Origin of the sequence: Kitasatospora sp. NPDC056731 (assembly GCF_040687675.1) — a bacterium.
Taxonomy (GTDB): Bacteria; Actinomycetota; Actinomycetes; order Streptomycetales; family Streptomycetaceae; genus Kitasatospora.
The window spans coordinates 239,246-256,408 of record NZ_JBFBNR010000009.1; the positions used below are offsets into that span (position 1 = coordinate 239,246).

The window sequence follows — 17,163 nt, forward strand, 5'->3', positions numbered from 1 at the left end:
CGTCAGCACGGTATTCCCGTGTCACCCGCGCGAGCACTTGATCCGATAGCACCGTCCACCGGGACAAACCGGTCAGCGGATCGAGGGGTTGGCTCGATATTCGGATGCCCGAATTCCTCTTTCTACGGAATAATCCGCCCATGGAAGAGCCCCGCACCGTCACCCTCACCACCGACCGCCTCGTCCTGCGGGCCCCGCAGGAGTCGGACATCGACGCCGTCTTCGCCGCCTGCCAGGACGCCGAGATCCAGCGCTGGACGGTCGTCCCGAGCCCGTACCGCCGCGAGGACGCCGAGTACTTCGTCCGCGACCTCGCCGCGCACGGCTGGCGCACCGGCGAGAACCGGATCTGGTGCGTGTTCGAGCACGGCTCCGACGTCCTGGTCGGCACCCAGGGCCTCGTGCTGCGCCACGGCGACCCGGGCTCCGCCGAGGTCGGCTGGTGGGCGACGAAGGAGTTCCGCGGCCGCGGCTACACGGTCGAGGCCGCCCGCGCGGTCGCCCGCCACGGCCTGGTCGAGCTCGGCCTGCGCCGCCTGGAGTGGCAGGCCTACGTGGGCAACGAGGGCTCCCGCGCGGTGGCCGAGAAGGTCGGCTACCGGTTCGAGGGCACCCTGCGCTCGTACGCCGAGCAGCGCGGCGCCTTCCACGACGCCTGGGTCGCCTCGCTGCTCGCCTCGGACCTCCCGGACCTCCCGGACCTCCCGGACCTCCGCCCCTGACGTCCGCGCCGGCGTACCCCGACCGGCTGTCGGTGCCCCGGACTACCCTCGCCGACATGACCGCCCTGCCTGCCGCCGGCTCCCCCGCCGGCCCGCCGCCCGTCACCGTCCTGAGCGCCGACGAAGCCCGCCGGATCGCCCTTCGCGCCCAGGGCCTGCTCGGCGCGCCGGACCGCCGGGCCGGGGTGCGCGGGGTGCTGCGGCACCTGGGCGCCGTCCAGCTGGACACCATCTCGGTGCTGGCCCGCTCGCACGAACTGGTGCCGTACGCCCGGCTCGGCGCGGTCGGCCGTCCGGCCGTCGAGGCGGCGTACTGGGGCGCGGGCACGAGCTTCGAGTACTGGTCGCACGCGGCCTGCATCCTGCCGGTCGAGGAGTGGCCGCTGTTCGCGTTCCGGCGCCGCCGCTACCGCGAGCGCGGCCACCTCTGGGGCCACCAGGTGACGCCCGAGACGTACCGGCACGTACTCGACAAGCTGCGCGCCGAGGGCCCGTTGACCTCCACGGAGCTGGGCGGCGCCAAGAAGACCGCCGAGTGGTGGGACTGGTCGGACACCAAGATCGCGGTGGAGCGGGCGCTGGCCTTCGGCGACGTGGTCTGCACCGAGCGCCGGAGCTGGAAGCGCGTCTACGCACTGGCCGAACAGGCCATCCCCGAGGCCCTGTTCGGGCAGGACCGCACCGACCGGGAGTGCGTGCGCACCCTGGTCGCCCAGGCCGGGGCCGCGCTCGGCGTGGCCACCCGGGCCGACCTGCTGGACTACCACCGGCTGCGCGCCGAGGAGCTGGACCCGGTCCTCGCGGACTGCGGGCTCGCCCCGGTCGAGGTGGCCGGCTGGGGCCCGGACGGCGCCGCGGCGGCGGCGGCCTGGGCCGATCCGGCCGCACTGGCCACCGCCCCGCGCGGGCGCCACCGCACCACGCTGCTCTCGCCGTTCGACTCGCTGATCTGGGACCGCGCACGCACCGAGCGGATCTTCGGCATGACACACCGGCTGGAGGCCTACACGCCCAAGCACAAGCGGGTGCACGGCTACTTCGCGATGCCGCTGCTGGCCGGCGGCCGGCTGGTGGGCCGGGTCGACCCGGCCCGGGAGGGGCGCACCCTGGTGGCCCGTCAGGTCTCACTGTCCGGCGACCGGGGGCACGGTGCCCGGCACGTCGAGGCGCTGGCGGCGGCCCTGCGCGAGGCGGCCGCCTGGGTGGGCTGCGACGACGTCCGGGTCGAGGCCCTGCCGGACGAGCGGCTGCGCCCGGCCCTCGAGAAACTCCTCGCGAGCTAGGGCGCAGCCACGGTCACCCTATTTCGAGGATCTTCTCGCGCATCGCGTACACCACGGCCTCCATCCTGGAGTGCAGTTGGAGCTTCTCCAGGATGTTGCGCACGTGGTTCTTCACGGTGTTCTCGCTGATGAACAGCTCCTTGGCGATCTCCCGGTTGTTCATCCCGGTCGCCACCAGCTTGAGCACCTCCAACTCCCGGTCGGTGAGCCGGGGTGCGGGCACCAGGTCCCGGTCGTCGGAGCGGCGCTGGATCATCGACTTGAACTCGGTGAGCAGCTTGGACGCCATCGACGGGCTGATCTGGGACTGCCCGTCGGCGACCGCACGGATCGCGGTGGCGACCTCGTCGGTGGAGATCTCCTTCAGCAGGTAGCCGGTGGCGCCCGCCTTGATCGCCTCGTAGAGGTCGGCCTCCTCGTCGCTTATCGTCAACATGATGATCTTGGTGCTGGGTGCCACGTCCTTGATCGCGGTGCAGGCCTCGATCCCGCTGCGGCGCGGCATCCGGACGTCCATCAGGATGATGTCCGGCAGCAGGTCGGCAGCCTTCAGCACGGCCTCGGCGCCGTCGCCGGCCTCGCCGACGACCTTGATGTCCGGCTCCTCCGCGAGCACGATCTCCAGCCCCCGGCGGAACAACGCGTGGTCGTCCACCACCAGCACGCGGATCGGCTCACCCCGGTGCGGCGCGTACGCGGGTTCCTCCTCCGGTCCCGGTGACAGTCCGGTGACCGGCCCCGTAGCGGGCCCCAGCCCGAAGTGATCCCCCATCCGCTCCTCCCCCTTCGCGGGTCGTCGTGCGCCAATCATTCCACGCCGCGCGGCCGTTGCGGTCACCCTCCGACGCCGCCCTTCCGCATCGGGTGACCTACCGGGCCGGCCCTCGACTCCCGCTCCAGCCGCCCTGCCCCGAAACGCCGGTGACCCCGGCGGACTCGGCCGCCGGGGTCACCCCTCCAGGATTGTCTTCGGACGGTCAGTCCTCGTCGTCGCTTTCGCCGATCGCCCCGCCCGCGCCACTACCCGCGCCGGCCGACCCGTCGGTCTGCAGGTGGATGACGCCGTAGTGGTAGCCGTGACGGCGGTAGACGACGCTCGGCAGGCCGCTGTCCTTCTCCACGAAGAGGTAGAAGTCGTGGCCGACCAGTTCCATCTCGTACAGCGCCTGGTCCAGCGCCATGGGGGCGGCCGGGTGGGTCTTCTCCCGGACCACCAGCGGGCCTTCGCCCTCCACTTCCAGGGATCCCATCATGGTCTTGCGGACGGCCCCGTTGGTCTCGCCCTCCGGCGCCGCCGTGTCCGGCAGCGCGGCCAGCGCCGCGGTCGCCTCGGCGACGCTGATGGGGGTGCGGCCGTTGCCGCCCTTGTGCACTCGGCGCCGGTCCGCGGACTTGCGCAGCTGGGCGTCGAGCTTCGCCGAGGCCAGGTCGAGCGCCGCGTACGGGTCGGCGGCGGCGGCTTCGGCCCGGATCACCGGCCCACGGGTACGGAGAGTGATCTCCACCCGCTCGGACCGGTCGGCCTGCCGCGGGTTGTGCTCCTTGGACACCTCGACGTCGAGGCTGATCACCTTGCCGTCGAACTTCTGGACCTTCTCCAGCTTCTCGGCCACGTGCTCGCGGAACCTCTTGGGCACCTCGGTCTTGCGGCCCTTGACGACGATGTCCACGCAGAACTCCGATCCCTCGTGCTGACGCCGATCCGGGTGCTACCGGACCGGACTGAGACCCAGCTGGACCAGCCCATCCACTGCCGGCCCCCCGCCCCCGCCGCCAGCGGCGGGAAACGACTGGCCCTCACCTCACTTCCTCCCCACCAGGGACGGTTGAAACCCCTTGGAGCTTTATCGAACACCTCACACGGGGTTTTCGCCTCCCCAGGCGCGGAGTCGGGTGTGACCCGATACTGCGGGCGGGCGGTCAAGCTGTTGGACCCTGTCTACCCTCCTGCGAGTGAAGCACGGGTAAATACCTGGACAACACCCCCCGTACGGCGCATCCTTTGCTCACTCTCCGTGCCTGCCGTCGCCAGGAGCAGCCGTGCCACCACCCTCCGCCCCCACTCGTCCACCGTCCGCCCAAGGGCCGTTCGGCCACGCACTGGCCGGACTGCTGGACGTCCTGGTCCCGGCCCGCTGCGCCGGCTGCGGCGCCGAGCGCACCCAGCTCTGCCCGGCCTGCCGGCACGCGCTGGCCGCCACCCGGCCCGGCCCCACGCTGCTGCCCTGGGCGCACGCCGCCGCCCCGTACGCCGACCCCGTCCGACAGTTGCTGCTCGCCCACAAGGAGCGCGGCGCGCTGCGGTTGGCGGGCCCGCTCGGCGAGGCGCTCGGCCGGGCCGTCCGCTCCGCCCTGGGGCCGCGTGCCGGGGCCGCGCCGCTGCTGCTGGTCCCGATGCCCTCGGCCCGTTCCGCCGTCCGCGCCCGCGGCCACGACCCGACGCTGCGGCTGGCCGGGGCCGCCGCCCGCTCACTGCGCCGGTCCGGCCTGGACGCCCGGGCCGAGCCGCTGCTGAGGCACGCCCGCCCGGTCGCCGACCAGGCCGGGCTGAGCGCGGCCGAGCGCCACCGCAACCTGCACGGCGCGCTCACCGTGCTGCCGCGTGCCCGGCGCGCCCTGCTGGGCTGTCAGGCGGTCCTGGTGGACGACCTGGTGACCACCGGCGCCAGCCTCGCCGAGGCGGCCCGGGCACTGGCGGACGCCGGACTGCCCGCCCGGGCGGGCGCCGCGGTCGCCGCCACCGCACACCGGCCCGGCTGAGGCACCGAGCGGCCCGACGGGGCACCAGGGGTCGGGGCGTCAGAAAACTGGGCGTCAGGGAACTGGACGCCGGGGAGCAGGGCGTCAGGGGTCGGGGCGTCAGGGCGTGACCGGCGGGTTCCTAGCCCGCGTAGAAGAAGGACCCGGCCTTGTCGGCCAGCTGGACCTCGCGCCACTGACTGCCGATCAGGCGGTAGATCGCGCCTCCGGCCGCCGCGAGCACCGCCGGCGCCTGGGCCAGGACGTTGCCCCGGGACTCGGAGGCCGAGACGGTGAGCATGTTCTCGGCCTGCAGCGTGGTGTCGGCGCTCTGCGTGCCGTCGGTGCCGATGTAGTACAGCTGCTTGATCCGGTCGGCCTCCTTGCCGAGCACCAGCAGCTGGTCGGCCTCCGCCCAGGAGACCGAGGCGACGTCGGTGAGCGAGGGGGCCGCCCGGCGCAGGCCGGTGATCCGCGCGGTCGGCGCCTCCGGGGTGCCGCCATGCACTACCAGGCCGAAGTACAGCGAGCGGCTGGGCACGCCCGCGGTCTTGACCACCAGGGCGGCCCGGGCGCCGTCCGAGGAGATCTTCAGGGCCTGCACGGTCTGCCCGTCCAGCCCCTCGACCGCGACGGGGTACGTCCGGTTGCCGCGGACCATCACCACCCGCGGGCCCTGCGGGTTGCGGTCCACCACCCAGAGGTCGCCGCGGCCGTCCCAGCTGGGCGAGGCGAGGCCGTCCTCCTTGTCGGCGGTCTTCACCGGCGAGGTGAGCACCGGGTCGGGCAGCGCCACCGCGCTGTCCGCCAGCGGCACCGAGTAGAGCTGGTGGCCGTCCCCGCTGATGGCGGCGGCCCGGGAGCCGTCCCGGCTGACGGCCGTGGTGCCGAGCGGTGCCTTGCCGGCGGGCTGCGGCTTGCCGAGGACGCCGCGCACGGGCTCGCCGTTGCGCTGCTCGTCGGTGACCATCAGCAGGCCGTTGTCGGCGCGCTGGTAGTACTGCTGCGCGGGCAGCGGCCCGGCCAGGGCGCCGGGGCCGGTGGCCGGCAGGTCGTTGCGGCTGGCGAAGCAGTTGCCCCGCTGGCCCTTCAGCTCAAGCCGTTCGACCTGTCCCTTGCCCTGGTCGGCGAGGGTGTAGAAGAGCTGGGTCGCCATCCGCCGGCAGGACACCGGTTCGCTGACGTCCGCCCCGCCGAGCTGCACGTGGGCGATCCGGCCGTCGTCGACGCTCACCCGGTCGACGCTGACGCCGCTCGGGAAGGACGTCCGGGCGACCGGCGCGAGCCAGGTCGAGGGCCCGGCGACCAGGGCCTTGGCGGCGGCGGTCAGCGGGTCTATCCGGCGCCGCAGGTAGATCGGGTCGGGGATCAGCACCTGCTGGCCGGCACTTCCGGTGACGGTCGAGGACGGGTCCGGCGTGGTGTAGAAGTACCGGTCGACCTGGCGGTAGCTGTTGTTGAAGTTGGTCTCGTTCATGATCACGCCGGCCGGCAGCCTGTCGATCCGCCACTCGCCGTCCTTCTCCCGGACGAGGGTGAAGTCGGCCGAGACGTCCCGCTGCCCCTCGGCCAGGTACGAGTGCTTCTCGTCGATCCTGGCGATCAGCGAGCCGGTCACCGTCGCGGAGACGCTGGTGTCGGTGTCGGCGATCTCCTGGCCGGCCGGGAGGTTCGGGGTGGCGGCGGAGAGCACCTGGATGCCGGCGTCCGGGTTCCAGTGTGCGGAGGCGTTCTCGGTGAGGTACTGGCGCGCGGTCTCGTACCCCTCGTCGGCGGTCACCGCGTCCAGGAACCCGGTCAGCAGGGCGCGCGGCTTGGCGCCCTTGGCCGGCGCCACCGGGTAGACCTTGGCCTGCAGGTTCTTGTCGGCCGCCCCCTGCGACAGCTCCACCCTGGAGATGCCGCCGGAGTCCGGCATGGCCGCGCAGCCGCTCGCCACCAGGGCGCCGAGCACCACGCCGGCCACCGCCGTGAACCGCGGCTCAGTCCTGCTGCTCGTCCTTCGCACGCTGCGACCCCTCCAGGTCCGTCCCGCCCATCCCACCCGTCACGTCCGGCTCCGCCGTCCGCTGTGCCACCGACGGCCGTCCGGGCGTCGGGTCCACCATCACCTGGGCGCCGGTGGCACCGTACCCGGTCCCCGCCGTCCGGACGTCCGAGGGGTCCGCGCGCGGCCCTTCGGGCAGCCGGCGCTTGCCCAGGTCGGGGCCGATGTTCAGCACCCCGCCGAGCCCGCTGCCGAAGCCGTTGACGGGCCCCTCCGGCGTCTCCGCCTGCTCCTCGGCCGCGGTCATCGCGGTCGCGCCGGCCGGGCTGATCGCCCGCCGGTACGGCGCGCCGTAGGTGCCCAGGCCCCGGTTGTTGCGGGAGTCCTCCGGCTCCAGCCGGAACGGCGCCCGGCTGATCTCGCCGCCCCGGGTGCGCGGCAGGGTGAGCCGGAAGTGCGAGCCGCCGCCGGGCTCGCCCCAGGCCTGCAGCCAGCCGCCGTGCAGGTGCGCGTCCTCGACCGCGATGGACAGGCCGAGGCCGGTGCCGCCGGTGGTCCGCACCCGGGACGGGTCGGCCCGCCAGAAGCGGTGGAACACCCGGGACGCCTCGCCCGGCTTGAGGCCGATGCCGTAGTCGCGCACGCCGACCGCGACCGCGCCGTCGGCCGAGCCCAGCCGGACCACCACGTCGCGGCCCTCGCCGTGCTCCAGGGCGTTGACCACCAGGTTGCGCAGGATGCGCTCGATCCGGCGGGAGTCCACCTCGGCGACGACCGGCTCGCCGTCGCCGCGGATCACCACCGCACTGCCCTTGGCCTGGGCCAGCGGGTCGGCGGCCTCCACCACCCGGGCGACGATGTCGCGCAGGTCGACCGGCTCGCCGTCCAGGATCGCGGCGCCGGCGTCGAAGCGGCTGATCTCCAGCAGGTCGGCGAGCAGCGACTCGAAGCGGTCCAGCTGGCCCTGCAGCAGCTCCGCCGAGCGGGCCGCCATCGGGTCCAGGTCCTCGCGGCTGTCGTAGATGAGGTCCGCGGCCATCCGGACCGTGGTCAGCGGGGTGCGCAGCTCGTGCGAGACGTCCGAGACGAAGCGCCGCTGCACCCGGGACAGCTCCTCCAGCTGGCGGATCTGCGCCTGGAGGGCATTGGCCATCCGGTTGAACGACTCGCCGAGGCGGGCGATGTCGTCCGTGCCGGTGACCTTCATCCGCTCTTCCAGGTGCCCGTCGGCGAGCCGCTCGGAGATGCCGGCGGCCATCCGGACCGGGGTGACCACCTGGCGCACCACGACCCAGGCGATGCCGCCCATCAGGATCACCACGAACACGCCGGCGGTCGCCAGGGTGCCGGTGATCAGGTCGAGGGTGTCGGTCTCCTGGCCGAAGGAGAACACGTAGAACATCTGGTAGCTGTTGCCGGCCGGGCCGGTGAACTGCATGCCGAGGGCCAGCCCGGGCTCGGTCCGCTCGTCGGCCCGGTGGATCCGGGCCGGCTGGTCGAACATCTGGCCGGGCTCGGAGTGGACCCTGTCCCGCAGGGTGTCGGGGACGCTGCTGGGCAGGATGTCGCCCGAGAAACGCGGCGCGAAGCCGTTCTCCGGGACGATGGCGTCGGTGCCGGCGGCCATCGCGATCACCGAGTAGACGGTCTGCCCGCTCGCGGCCAGGTCGTTGACCTGGCGCAGCAGCCAGGTGCCGGTCTCCTCGATGGTGGGGTCGGGCGTGGCGCCGACCCGCAACCGCTGGTCCTTCGCCTCGTCGATCTTCTTCAGTTCCGCCTGGAACCCGATCCTGGCCTGCTCGCGGGCGGCCGCCATCTTGGTGCCGAGCAGGCCGGTGCGCACCTGCGCCATCACGACCACGCCGAGCACCAGGACGACCGCGATGGACGCGAGCAGCGAGACCGCCACCACGCGCAGCTGGATCGACCGGCGGTACAGCGCCGTCACCCGGCGCGCGGGCCGTCGCAGCTGACGGGTCAGCAGCGCGTACGCGGCCGCCCGGCGCCGGCGGCGGGTGGTCGAACTCAGCACGGACCCGCGAACCGCGTCGGCCCCGTCGGTCGCGGAACCCGACGGGGCTTCGTCAGCCAGGTGCGTCACGTCAGCTGGGTCCGGCCTTGTAGCCGACGCCACGGACGGTCACCACGATCTCGGGGCGCTCCGGGTCCTTCTCGATCTTGGACCGCAGGCGCTGCACGTGGACGTTGACCAGGCGGGTGTCCGCCGCGTGCCGGTAGCCCCAGACCTGCTCCAGCAGCACCTCGCGGGTGAACACCTGCCAGGGCTTGCGGGCCAGCGCGACCAGCAGGTCGAACTCCAGCGGGGTCAGCGGGATGCCCCGGCCGTCCCGCTTCACCGAGTGGCCGGCCACGTCGATCACCAGGTCGCCGATGGTCAGCTGCTCGGGCGTCGGCTCCTCGGCACGGCGCAGCCGGGCACGTACCCGGGCCACCAGCTCCTTGGGCTTGAACGGCTTGGTGACGTAGTCGTCGGCACCCGACTCCAGGCCCACCACGACGTCGACCGTGTCGGTCTTCGCGGTCAGCATGACGATCGGAATACCGGACTCCGCCCGGATCTGCCGGCAGACGTCGATACCGTCCCGACCGGGCAGCATCAGGTCGAGCAGGACCAGGTCCGGCTTGGTCTCCCGGAACGCGGCTAGCGCCCTGTCTCCATCCGCGACGAAAAACGGCTCAAAACCCTCACCACGCAGCACGATACCGAGCATCTCGGCCAGTGCGGAGTCGTCATCAACGACGAGGACGCGTCCCTTCATGCGTCCATCCTCTCATTACCGCATTGTGACCTGCCGCACAGCAGTGCCAATGCTCCACAACGGCCAACTCCCCCCACCGGTTAATTCCGGCCATACCGGGCGAATGTGCCCGGTCGGAACGCCTTCGAACGGTCCGCGGCCCACCGCCCGACCACCGGAAGGCCCCCGTTTCCGATCAGCGGCCGGATACCCATGGGGCCTCCCCAGGCCCCATGGCACGATGGGCGCTGCGCGCGGGCGAAAGATCCGCCCGGAACCGCGCCCGTGACGCCCCTCCGAGGAGCAGTGATGACCGACACTCCGGGCTGGGCCTCGCCCGGCTCGCCCGAGCCGCCCCGCGACGACGCCCGGCCCCCGGCCGACGCGCCCGCCGCCGTGCCCGGGCCGTCGGCACCACCGCAGGGCGCCCCCGCCCCGGCCCCCGGCTGGAACGGCCAGCAGGCCCGGCCCGACTGGAGCCGGCCCGCACCGGGCGGCCACCACCCCTACGGCTGGGGCGCTCCGCAGAGCCCCAAGCCCGGCGTCATCCCGCTGCGCCCGCTCGGACTCGGCGAACTCCTCGACGGCTCCGTCGCCACCATCCGCAAGCACTGGCGGACGACCCTCGCCCTCTCCCTCGGCATCGCCGTCGTCGAGCAGGCCGGCAACGTCGCCGCCCAGCTGCTGGTCAAGGGCAAGACCGGCCCCGCCACCCAGGTGACGACCATGCTCGCCTCGATGCCGCTGACGGTGCTGCTCGGCGTGGTCGCCACCGCGCTGCTCACCATGGTCGTCAGCCGCGCCGTCCTCGGGCAGTCCGCGACCGCCGGGGACGCCTGGCGCGACGCCCGCCGCCGGCTGCCGCAGCTGCTCGGGCTGACCCTGCTCACCGGCCTGATGTCCGGCGGCGTGGTGCTGCTCGGCTTCAGCCCCTGGTACTTCTACACCACCGGCTCGGCGGGCGACCCCGGGACGGAGGCCCTCCTTTTCCTCGTCGGCATCCTGACCATCCCGGTCGGGTTCTGGCTGTGGATCCGGTTCAGCCTGGCCGCCCCCGCCCTGATGCTGGAGAAGCAGGGCGTGCGGACCGCGCTGTCCCGCTCCCGGCGCCTGACCCTCGGCTCCTGGTGGCGCATCTTCGGCATCTCGCTGCTCGGCGAGGTGCTGACCTTCATCGTCGCCATGGTCATCGCGATCCCGTTCCGCTTCGCCGGACTCGTCCTCGGCTTCAGCGACTTCGACCGCCAGGTCGACCTCACCGCGGCCCACGAGCCCACCGCGATGCTGATCACCACCGCGATCGCCGGCATCATCGCCGCCACCCTCACCATCCCCTTCCGGGCCGCCCTCGGCGTCCTCATCTACATCGACCAGCGGATCCGCCGCGAGGCCCTGGACATCGAACTCGCCCGCGCCGCAGGCCTCGCCGAGCCCGGCGCCACCGGCTGGGGCGACCAGGCCGGCCGACCCCCCGCGAGGCGCTGACCCGGATGCCTACCTGGGGGGACAGGCTCCTCGTCGCGGACGGCGCCCCGGTCACCGTCCCGCGTGACCCGGCCCGCGACGCCGCCCGCGACGAGCTGCTCAACGCCGAGTACCACAAGCACGACCCGAGCGTCCTGGAACGGGTCATGACCTGGCTCAACGACCACATCACCGACGCGCTCGACAGCATCTCCGGCAACGGCACCAGCGGCACCACCGGCCTGGTGCTCTTCCTGATCGTCGCCCTGCTGATCGGCGCCGCCCTCTGGTGGCGCCTCGGCGCGCCACGGCGCGCGGCCCGCACCGTCCTCGACGTCTACGGCGTCGAAGGACCGCGCGGCGCCGGCCAGTACCGGGCCGACGCCGAACGGCACGCCGCCGCCGGGCACTGGAACGAGGCCGTCCGCGCGCAGATGCGAGCCCTGGTCCGGGCCCTGGAGGAACGCACCCTGCTCGACGTCCGCCCCGGCCGCACCGCCGACGAGGCCGCCACCGAGGCCGGCCGGGCCCTGCCCGACCACGCCGCCGCCCTGGCCGCCGCCGCCCGCACCTTCGACGACATCGCCTACGGCGAGCGCACCGCAGACCAGGCCGCGTACCAGCTGCTGCGCGAGCTCGACCGGACCCTGGAACGCGCCCGCCCGGCCCTGGGAGGAGCGGCATGACCAGCACCACCCCCGCGCCGCCCTCTCCGCAGCCGCCCGCCGTCCCTGCCCCCGACGAGACGGCCACGACCAGCCTCGCCCTCACCGGCCGCGGCCTCTGGCGCCGGGCCCGCTGGTACCTGCTCGTCCTCGCCATCCTGCTGATCGGCGCCACCGCCGTGGCCGCCCTCGGCCAGGACCGCCGCTACCCGCCGCTCGACCCGCGCTCCTACGACCAGGACGGCACCCGCGCCGTCCTCGCGCTGCTCGAACACCAGGGCCTCAAGGCCGACCTCACCACCGACCTCATCAGCCACCCGGGCGGCGCCGACACCCTCGTCCTGCCCGAACCCGACCTGCTCGGCCCCGCCGAACTGCGCGCCGTCGCCGCAGCCCGGCACAGCCGGCTCGTCCTCATCGCCCCCGGTCCGGCCGCACTCAGCGCCCTGGCCCCCGGCATCCGCCCCTCCGACGAGGACGGCGGGCCCTCCTACGCCTCCGTCCGCAGCACCGCCGCACAGTGCCCGCTCACCGAGGCCGTGCGGGCCGGCAGCGCCGAGATCGGCGGAATGCTCTACACCAGCGGCAGCCGCGGCGCCGGCTGTTACCCGCGCGGCCACGGCTACCCGCTGGTCAGCGCCCCGACCGCCGGCGGCGACGTCATCGTGCTCGGCACCGGCGCCTTCCTGCACAACGAGCAGCTCGCCAAGGACGGCAACGCCGCCCTCGCCCTCGGCCTGCTCGGCTCCCAGCCCCGCCTCACCTGGCACCTGCCCGACTACAGCGTCCCGCCCGCCCAGGGCACCCGGGACAAGACCTTCGGCGACTACATCCCGGACGGCTGGCGCTGGGCCGGCTACCAGCTCGCCGCCGCGGCCGTCCTGACCGCCCTGTGGCGCGGCCGCCGACTCGGCCCGGTGATCAGCGAGAACCTGCCCGTGGTGGTCCGCGCCGCCGAGACCACCGAGGGCCGCGCCCGGCTCTACCGCCGCGCCAAGGCCCGCGGCCGCGCCGCCGAGGCCCTGCGCCGGGCCGCCGCGCACCGCCTCGCCCCCACCCTGGGCGTCCCGCTCCACGCCGGCGCGCCCGACCCCGACACCCTGTGCGCGGCCGTGGCCGACCGCCTCCCCGAGCAGCCCGCCGGCGACGTCCGGGCCCTCCTCTTCGGCCCGCCCCCGACCGACGACGCCGCACTGCTGCGGCTCGCCGACGACCTCGACGCCCTCGAAAGGCAGGTACGGAACCCGTGACCGAACAGGCCACCGCCACCCCGTCCAGCACCCCCGGCGCGGCGGCTGCCACCCCGGGCACCCCCGACACCGCCGTCGACCCGCGCGCCGCACTCACCGCCCTGCGCGCCGAGATCGGCAAGGCCGTGGTCGGCCAGGACGCCGCCGTCACCGGCCTCGTCGTCGCCCTGCTCTGCGGCGGCCACGTCCTGCTGGAGGGCGTCCCCGGCGTCGCCAAGACCCTGCTGGTCCGCACCCTGTCCACCGCGCTCAACCTGGACACCAAGCGCATCCAGTTCACCCCCGACCTGATGCCCGGCGACGTCACCGGCTCCCTCGTCTACGACGCCCGGACCGCCGAGTTCTCCTTCCAGCCCGGCCCGGTCTTCACCAACCTGCTGCTCGCCGACGAGATCAACCGCACCCCGCCGAAGACCCAGGCCGCCCTGCTGGAGGCCATGGAGGAGCACCAGGTCACCGTCGACGGCGTGCCGCGCGCACTGCCCGTCCCGTTCCTGGTCGCCGCGACCCAGAACCCGGTCGAGTACGAGGGCACCTACCCGCTGCCCGAGGCCCAGCTGGACCGCTTCCTGCTCAAGCTGGTCCTGCCGCTGCCCGACCGGGACCAGGAGTTCCAGGTCCTGTCCCGGCACGCCGCCGGCTTCAACCCCCGCGACCTCGCCGCCGCCGGCGTCCGCCCGGTCGCCGGGCCCGCGCACCTCGCCGCGGCCCGCGAGCAGATCGCCAAGCTGACCGTCTCCCCCGAGATCCTCGCCTACATCGTCGACCTCTGCCGGGCCACCCGGCAGTCCCCGTCGCTGTCCATCGGCGTCTCGCCGCGCGGTGCCACCGCCCTGCTGGCCGCCTCGCGCGCCTGGGCCTGGCTCGCCGGCCGCGACTACGTCACCCCCGACGACGTCAAGGCCCTGGCCCTGCCCACCCTGCGGCACCGCGTCGCGCTGCGCGCCGAGGCCGAGATGGAGGGCGTCACTGCCGACTCCGTCATCCAGGCCGTCCTCACCCAGACGCCCGCCCCCCGCTGAACCACCCGTTCCCGAAGGAGCGCACCGCATGGCCCTCACCGGGCGAACCGCCCTGCTCGCCGCGCTCGGCACGCTCGTCGTGGGCCTGTTGCTGCCGTCCTGGGCCGGGATCGGCCTCGTCACCGGCACCGTGCTGCTCGCCGCCGTGATCGACCTGGTGCTCGCCGCCCCCGTCCGCAGCCTGGAACTCGGCCGGGGCGGCGACACCACCGTCCGGCTCGGCGAACCCGCCTCCGTCGAACTGACCGTCACCAACCCCTCCGGGCGGCCCCTCCGGACCCGGATCCGCGACGCCTGGGCCCCGTCCGCCTGGCGGCCGGGCACCGCCGAGGCCGCCTCCCGGCACACCCTGCACGTCCCCGCCGGCGAGCGGCGCCGGGCCGTCACCGTACTCACCCCGACCCGCCGCGGCGACCACCACGCCCGGCGGGTGACGGTCCGTTCGCTCGGGCCGCTCGGCCTGGCCGGCCGCCAAGGCTCGCACCACCTGCCCTGGACGGTCCGCGCCCTGCCCCCGTTCAACAGCCGCAAGCACCTGCCCTCCCGGCTCGCACGGCTGCGCGAACTCGACGGCCGCACCTCCGTCCTGACCCGCGGCCAGGGCACCGAGTTCGACTCCCTGCGCGAGTACCTGCCCGGCGACGACGTCCGCTCCATCGACTGGCGGGCCAGCGCCCGCCGCAACACCGTCGCCGTCCGCACCTGGCGCCCCGAACGCGACCGGCACATCCTCGTCGTCCTCGACACCGGCCGCACCTCCGCCGGCCGGGTCGGCGACGCACCCCGCCTCGACGCCGCCCTCGACGCCGCCCTGCTGCTCACCGCCCTCGCCACCCGCGCCGGCGACCGCGTCGACCTGCTCGCCCACGACGCCCGCAAGCGCGCCGCGGTCGCCGGCAGCTCGCCCAGCGAGATCCTGCCGGCCTTCACCCACGCGATGGCCTCCCTCCAACCCGCCCTGCACGAGACCGACATGCGCTCACTGGTCTCCACCGCCCTCAAGATGGCACCGCACCGCTCGCTGATCGTCCTGCTCACCGGCCTCGACACGGCCCCGGTCGAAGACGGCCTGCGCCCGCTGCTGCCGCTCCTCACCAAGCGCCACGAGGTGGTCCTGGCCTCCGTCGCCGACCCCCACCTGGACGCCCTCGCCGCCGGGCGCGGCACCCTGGAGGCCGTCTACGGCGCCGCCGCCGCCGAACAGACCCGCGCCGACCGCCGCGCCACCGCCGACCTCCTCAGCCGCCACGGCGTCACCGTCCTCGACGCCTCCCCCACCCAGCTCGCCCCCGCCCTCGCCGACACCTACCTCGCCCTCAAGGCCGCCGGCCGCCTCTGAGCCCTCGCCGTACGGACGATCCCGTCTCTTGGTCCCGTTCCTTCAACGGGCAGGCCGCGGTGACGTCACGTCAACCTACTGGTCCGTCAGCGACGCCTACGGGCGTTGAGCCGGGCGGCTTGGCGCGTCAGGTGGTCGCGCTCGGCGAGGTTGGGGGCCCGGTGGGCCGCCTCGGCGTACAGCCGGGCCGCCGTCTCCAGGTCGCCGTCGCGCTCGTGGAGGTACGCCGCCACCGCCGTGTGGCGGGGCAGCGAGCCGTCCAGCTCCCCGAGCGCCGCCAGCCCGGCGCGCGGTCCGTCGGCCTCACCGACGGCCACCGCGCGGTTGAGCCGGACGACCGGGCTCTCGGTCAGGCGGGCAAGCTCGTCGTACCACTCGACGATCTGCACCCAGTCGGTCTCCTCGGCGGTGGGCGCGTCGGCGTGGAGTGCCGCGATGGCGGCCTGGGCCTGGAACTCGCCCAACCGGTCGCGGCCGAGGGCCGCTTGCAGGATCCCGACGCCCTCGGCGATCAACCCGGTGTCCCACCGGCCACGGTCCTGCTCGGCGAGCGGCACCAGGCTCCCGTCGGACGCGGTCCGGGTCCCGCGCCGGGCATGGTGGAGCAGCATCAGGGCGAGCAGCCCCGCCACCTCGGGGTGGTCGATCGCCTCCGCGAGCTGCCGGGTCAGCCGGATGGCCTCGGCGGCGAGGTCGACGTCCCCGGAGTAGCCCTCGTTGAAGACCAGGTAGAGCACACGCAGCACGGTGGCGACGTCGCCGGGCCGGTCGAACCGCACCCCCGAGACGGTCCGCTTGGCCCGGCTGATCCGCTGCGCCATGGTCGCCTCCGGCACCAGGTAGGCCTGGGCGATCTGGCGGGTGGTCAGCCCACCCACGGCCCGCAACGTGAGCGCGACCGCCGACGACGGCGTCAACGACGGGTGCGCGCACAGGAAGTAGAGCTGGAGCGTGTCGTCCACCGCGGACGCGGGCCCCGGCTCCGGTTCCTCCTCGACCCGGTCCTCGCGTCGGCGGCGGGCCGCGTCCGCCCGGGCCCCGTCGAGGAACCGGCGCCAGGCCACGGTGACCAGCCAGCCCTTGGGGTCCCGCGGCGGGTCGGCCGGCCAGACGCGGACCGCCTCGACCAGCGCGTCCTGCACGGCGTCCTCGGCCGCCGCGAAGTCGGCTCCGCGGCGGACGAGGATACCGAGCACGCTCGGCGCGAGGCTCCGGAGCAGGACTTCGTCCACCGGGGAGGTCACTCGGTGACGGTGGGCGGCGCGGCCAGGAACGGACGCAGCTCCAGCCACTCGTGGATCGGCCGCCCGCCCGCCCCGGGAGCGGCCGACAGTTCCCCGGCCAGCTCGACGGCGCGCTCGTAGCTGTCGACGTCGATCACCATCCAGCCGGCGATCAGGTCCTTGGTCTCGGCGAACGGGCCGTCGGTCACCGGCGGGCGCCCCTCGCCGTCGTACCGGACGAACGTCCCCTCGGGAGCGAGCGCCTGGCCGTCGACGAACTCGCCGGTCTTCTCCAGCCGGTCCGCGAAGTCCTGCATGTACCGCACGTGCGCCGAGATCTCCTCGGGCGTCCATCGGTCCATGGGCACGTTGTTGACCGGAGCCGGGGCGCCTCGGTAGTGCTTGAGCAGCAGGTACTTGGCCATGATGTTCTCCTCGGTGCTGGTGCGACCCATTGTGGCCGCGTCCACCCCGGGGACGGAGCCAGCCACGGGTTCTCGACATGGCCGGCCGAACTTTTTTGAACTTTCGTGGGAGCCCTCGTGAGGTGATCCTGTGGGCCGGAAATGCAAAGAACCCCCATCCGGTTTCCCGGATGGGGGTTCTCTGTGAATGATTGTTCGGCGGCGTCCTACTCTCCCACAGGGTCCCCCCTGCAGTACCATCGGCGCTGTAAGGCTTAGCTTCCGGGTTCGGAATGTAACCGGGCG

The 17,163-nt window shown here is 74.0% G+C and carries 15 protein-coding genes and 1 rRNA gene; 8 read left to right on the forward strand and 8 right to left on the reverse strand.

Translation table 11 applies throughout. The features are described 5' to 3' along the window. The first annotated feature begins 140 nt into the window (after positions 1 to 140). Entirely contained in the window at positions 141 to 722 is a 582-nt protein-coding gene (locus AB0R04_RS12330; protein WP_363370357.1) for a GNAT family N-acetyltransferase, read from the forward strand. Positions 723 to 778: 56 nt separating this feature from the next. Next, a complete protein-coding gene (locus AB0R04_RS12335; RefSeq protein ID WP_363370360.1) occupies positions 779 to 2,005 on the forward strand; it encodes a crosslink repair DNA glycosylase YcaQ family protein in 1,227 nt (408 codons plus the stop codon). 13 nt (positions 2,006 to 2,018) lie between these two features. Here the strand turns inward: AB0R04_RS12335 and AB0R04_RS12340 are convergent, their stop codons facing one another. Together AB0R04_RS12340 and raiA are read right to left on the reverse strand one after the other, a co-directional pair. After that, a complete protein-coding gene (locus AB0R04_RS12340; RefSeq protein WP_063351359.1) occupies positions 2,019 to 2,729 on the reverse strand; it encodes a response regulator transcription factor in 711 nt (236 codons plus the stop codon). A 253-nt stretch (positions 2,730 to 2,982) separates the two neighbouring features. Next, positions 2,983 to 3,675 (reverse strand): ribosome-associated translation inhibitor RaiA, encoded by a 693-nt coding sequence (raiA, locus tag AB0R04_RS12345; RefSeq protein WP_063349155.1) that lies wholly within the window; start codon positions 3,673 to 3,675, stop codon positions 2,983 to 2,985. Between the two features lie 370 nt (positions 3,676 to 4,045). On the opposite strand from raiA, the gene AB0R04_RS12350 reads away from it, so the two are divergent. Continuing rightward, positions 4,046 to 4,765, forward strand: a complete 720-nt coding sequence (locus AB0R04_RS12350) for a ComF family protein (protein ID WP_363370362.1) — start codon at positions 4,046 to 4,048, stop codon at positions 4,763 to 4,765. Positions 4,766 to 4,886: 121 nt separating this feature from the next. On the opposite strand, the gene AB0R04_RS12355 is transcribed toward AB0R04_RS12350, so the two are convergent. The 3 genes from AB0R04_RS12355 to mtrA form a co-directional block, all read right to left on the reverse strand. Further along, on the reverse strand, positions 4,887 to 6,752 hold the full coding sequence (locus tag AB0R04_RS12355; protein WP_363370363.1) for an LpqB family beta-propeller domain-containing protein: 1,866 nt from the start codon (positions 6,750 to 6,752) through the stop codon (positions 4,887 to 4,889). Beyond that, positions 6,727 to 8,763 (reverse strand): MtrAB system histidine kinase MtrB, encoded by a 2,037-nt coding sequence (gene mtrB, locus AB0R04_RS12360; protein ID WP_363370364.1) that lies wholly within the window; start codon positions 8,761 to 8,763, stop codon positions 6,727 to 6,729. Before mtrB ends, AB0R04_RS12355 begins: the two co-directional genes overlap by 26 nt. 70 nt (positions 8,764 to 8,833) lie before the next feature. After that, entirely contained in the window at positions 8,834 to 9,511 is a 678-nt protein-coding gene (gene mtrA / locus AB0R04_RS12365; protein ID WP_030247322.1) for an MtrAB system response regulator MtrA, read from the reverse strand. 288 nt (positions 9,512 to 9,799) lie between these two features. Between mtrA and AB0R04_RS12370 the strand changes: the two genes are divergently transcribed. From AB0R04_RS12370 to AB0R04_RS12390, 5 genes are all read left to right on the forward strand, one after another. Beyond that, on the forward strand, positions 9,800 to 10,975 hold the full coding sequence (locus AB0R04_RS12370; protein WP_363370366.1) for a hypothetical protein: 1,176 nt from the start codon (positions 9,800 to 9,802) through the stop codon (positions 10,973 to 10,975). Between the two features lie 5 nt (positions 10,976 to 10,980). Then, a complete protein-coding gene (locus tag AB0R04_RS12375; protein ID WP_063349151.1) occupies positions 10,981 to 11,640 on the forward strand; it encodes a DUF4129 domain-containing protein in 660 nt (219 codons plus the stop codon). Continuing rightward, positions 11,637 to 12,869, forward strand: a complete 1,233-nt coding sequence (locus AB0R04_RS12380) for a DUF4350 domain-containing protein (RefSeq protein WP_363370368.1) — start codon at positions 11,637 to 11,639, stop codon at positions 12,867 to 12,869. The genes AB0R04_RS12375 and AB0R04_RS12380 overlap by 4 nt, the downstream gene beginning before the upstream one ends. A gap of 101 nt (positions 12,870 to 12,970) precedes the next feature. Beyond that, entirely contained in the window at positions 12,971 to 13,891 is a 921-nt protein-coding gene (locus tag AB0R04_RS12385; RefSeq protein ID WP_363370392.1) for a MoxR family ATPase, read from the forward strand. Between the two features lie 28 nt (positions 13,892 to 13,919). Further along, positions 13,920 to 15,230 carry a DUF58 domain-containing protein gene (locus tag AB0R04_RS12390; RefSeq protein ID WP_363370370.1) on the forward strand — a complete coding sequence of 437 codons (1,311 nt, stop codon included), beginning with the start codon at positions 13,920 to 13,922 and terminating at the stop codon, positions 15,228 to 15,230. 86 nt (positions 15,231 to 15,316) lie between these two features. Here AB0R04_RS12390 and AB0R04_RS12395 read toward each other — a convergent pair whose 3' ends face one another. The 3 genes from AB0R04_RS12395 to rrf form a co-directional block, all read right to left on the reverse strand. After that, positions 15,317 to 16,462 (reverse strand): DUF6596 domain-containing protein, encoded by a 1,146-nt coding sequence (locus AB0R04_RS12395; RefSeq protein WP_063349147.1) that lies wholly within the window; start codon positions 16,460 to 16,462, stop codon positions 15,317 to 15,319. A gap of 8 nt (positions 16,463 to 16,470) precedes the next feature. Then, positions 16,471 to 16,878, reverse strand: a complete 408-nt coding sequence (locus AB0R04_RS12400; RefSeq protein ID WP_063351357.1) for a YciI family protein — start codon at positions 16,876 to 16,878, stop codon at positions 16,471 to 16,473. Between the two features lie 193 nt (positions 16,879 to 17,071). Continuing rightward, positions 17,072 to 17,163 (reverse strand): 5S ribosomal RNA (rrf, locus tag AB0R04_RS12405); the annotation flags it as partial.

Coding starts and splice junctions, on each gene's coding strand:
- AB0R04_RS12390 (WP_363370370.1), top strand. CDS start 13,920: ATGGCCCTCACCGGGCGAACCGCCCTGCTCGCCGCGCTCGGCACGCTC.
- AB0R04_RS12375 (WP_063349151.1), top strand. CDS start 10,981: ATGCCTACCTGGGGGGACAGGCTCCTCGTCGCGGACGGCGCCCCGGTC.
- AB0R04_RS12330 (WP_363370357.1), top strand. CDS start 141: ATGGAAGAGCCCCGCACCGTCACCCTCACCACCGACCGCCTCGTCCTG.
- AB0R04_RS12370 (WP_363370366.1), top strand. CDS start 9,800: ATGACCGACACTCCGGGCTGGGCCTCGCCCGGCTCGCCCGAGCCGCCC.
- mtrA (WP_030247322.1), bottom strand. CDS start 9,511: ATGAAGGGACGCGTCCTCGTCGTTGATGACGACTCCGCACTGGCCGAG.
- AB0R04_RS12400 (WP_063351357.1), bottom strand. CDS start 16,878: ATGGCCAAGTACCTGCTGCTCAAGCACTACCGAGGCGCCCCGGCTCCG.
- AB0R04_RS12335 (WP_363370360.1), top strand. CDS start 779: ATGACCGCCCTGCCTGCCGCCGGCTCCCCCGCCGGCCCGCCGCCCGTC.
- AB0R04_RS12380 (WP_363370368.1), top strand. CDS start 11,637: ATGACCAGCACCACCCCCGCGCCGCCCTCTCCGCAGCCGCCCGCCGTC.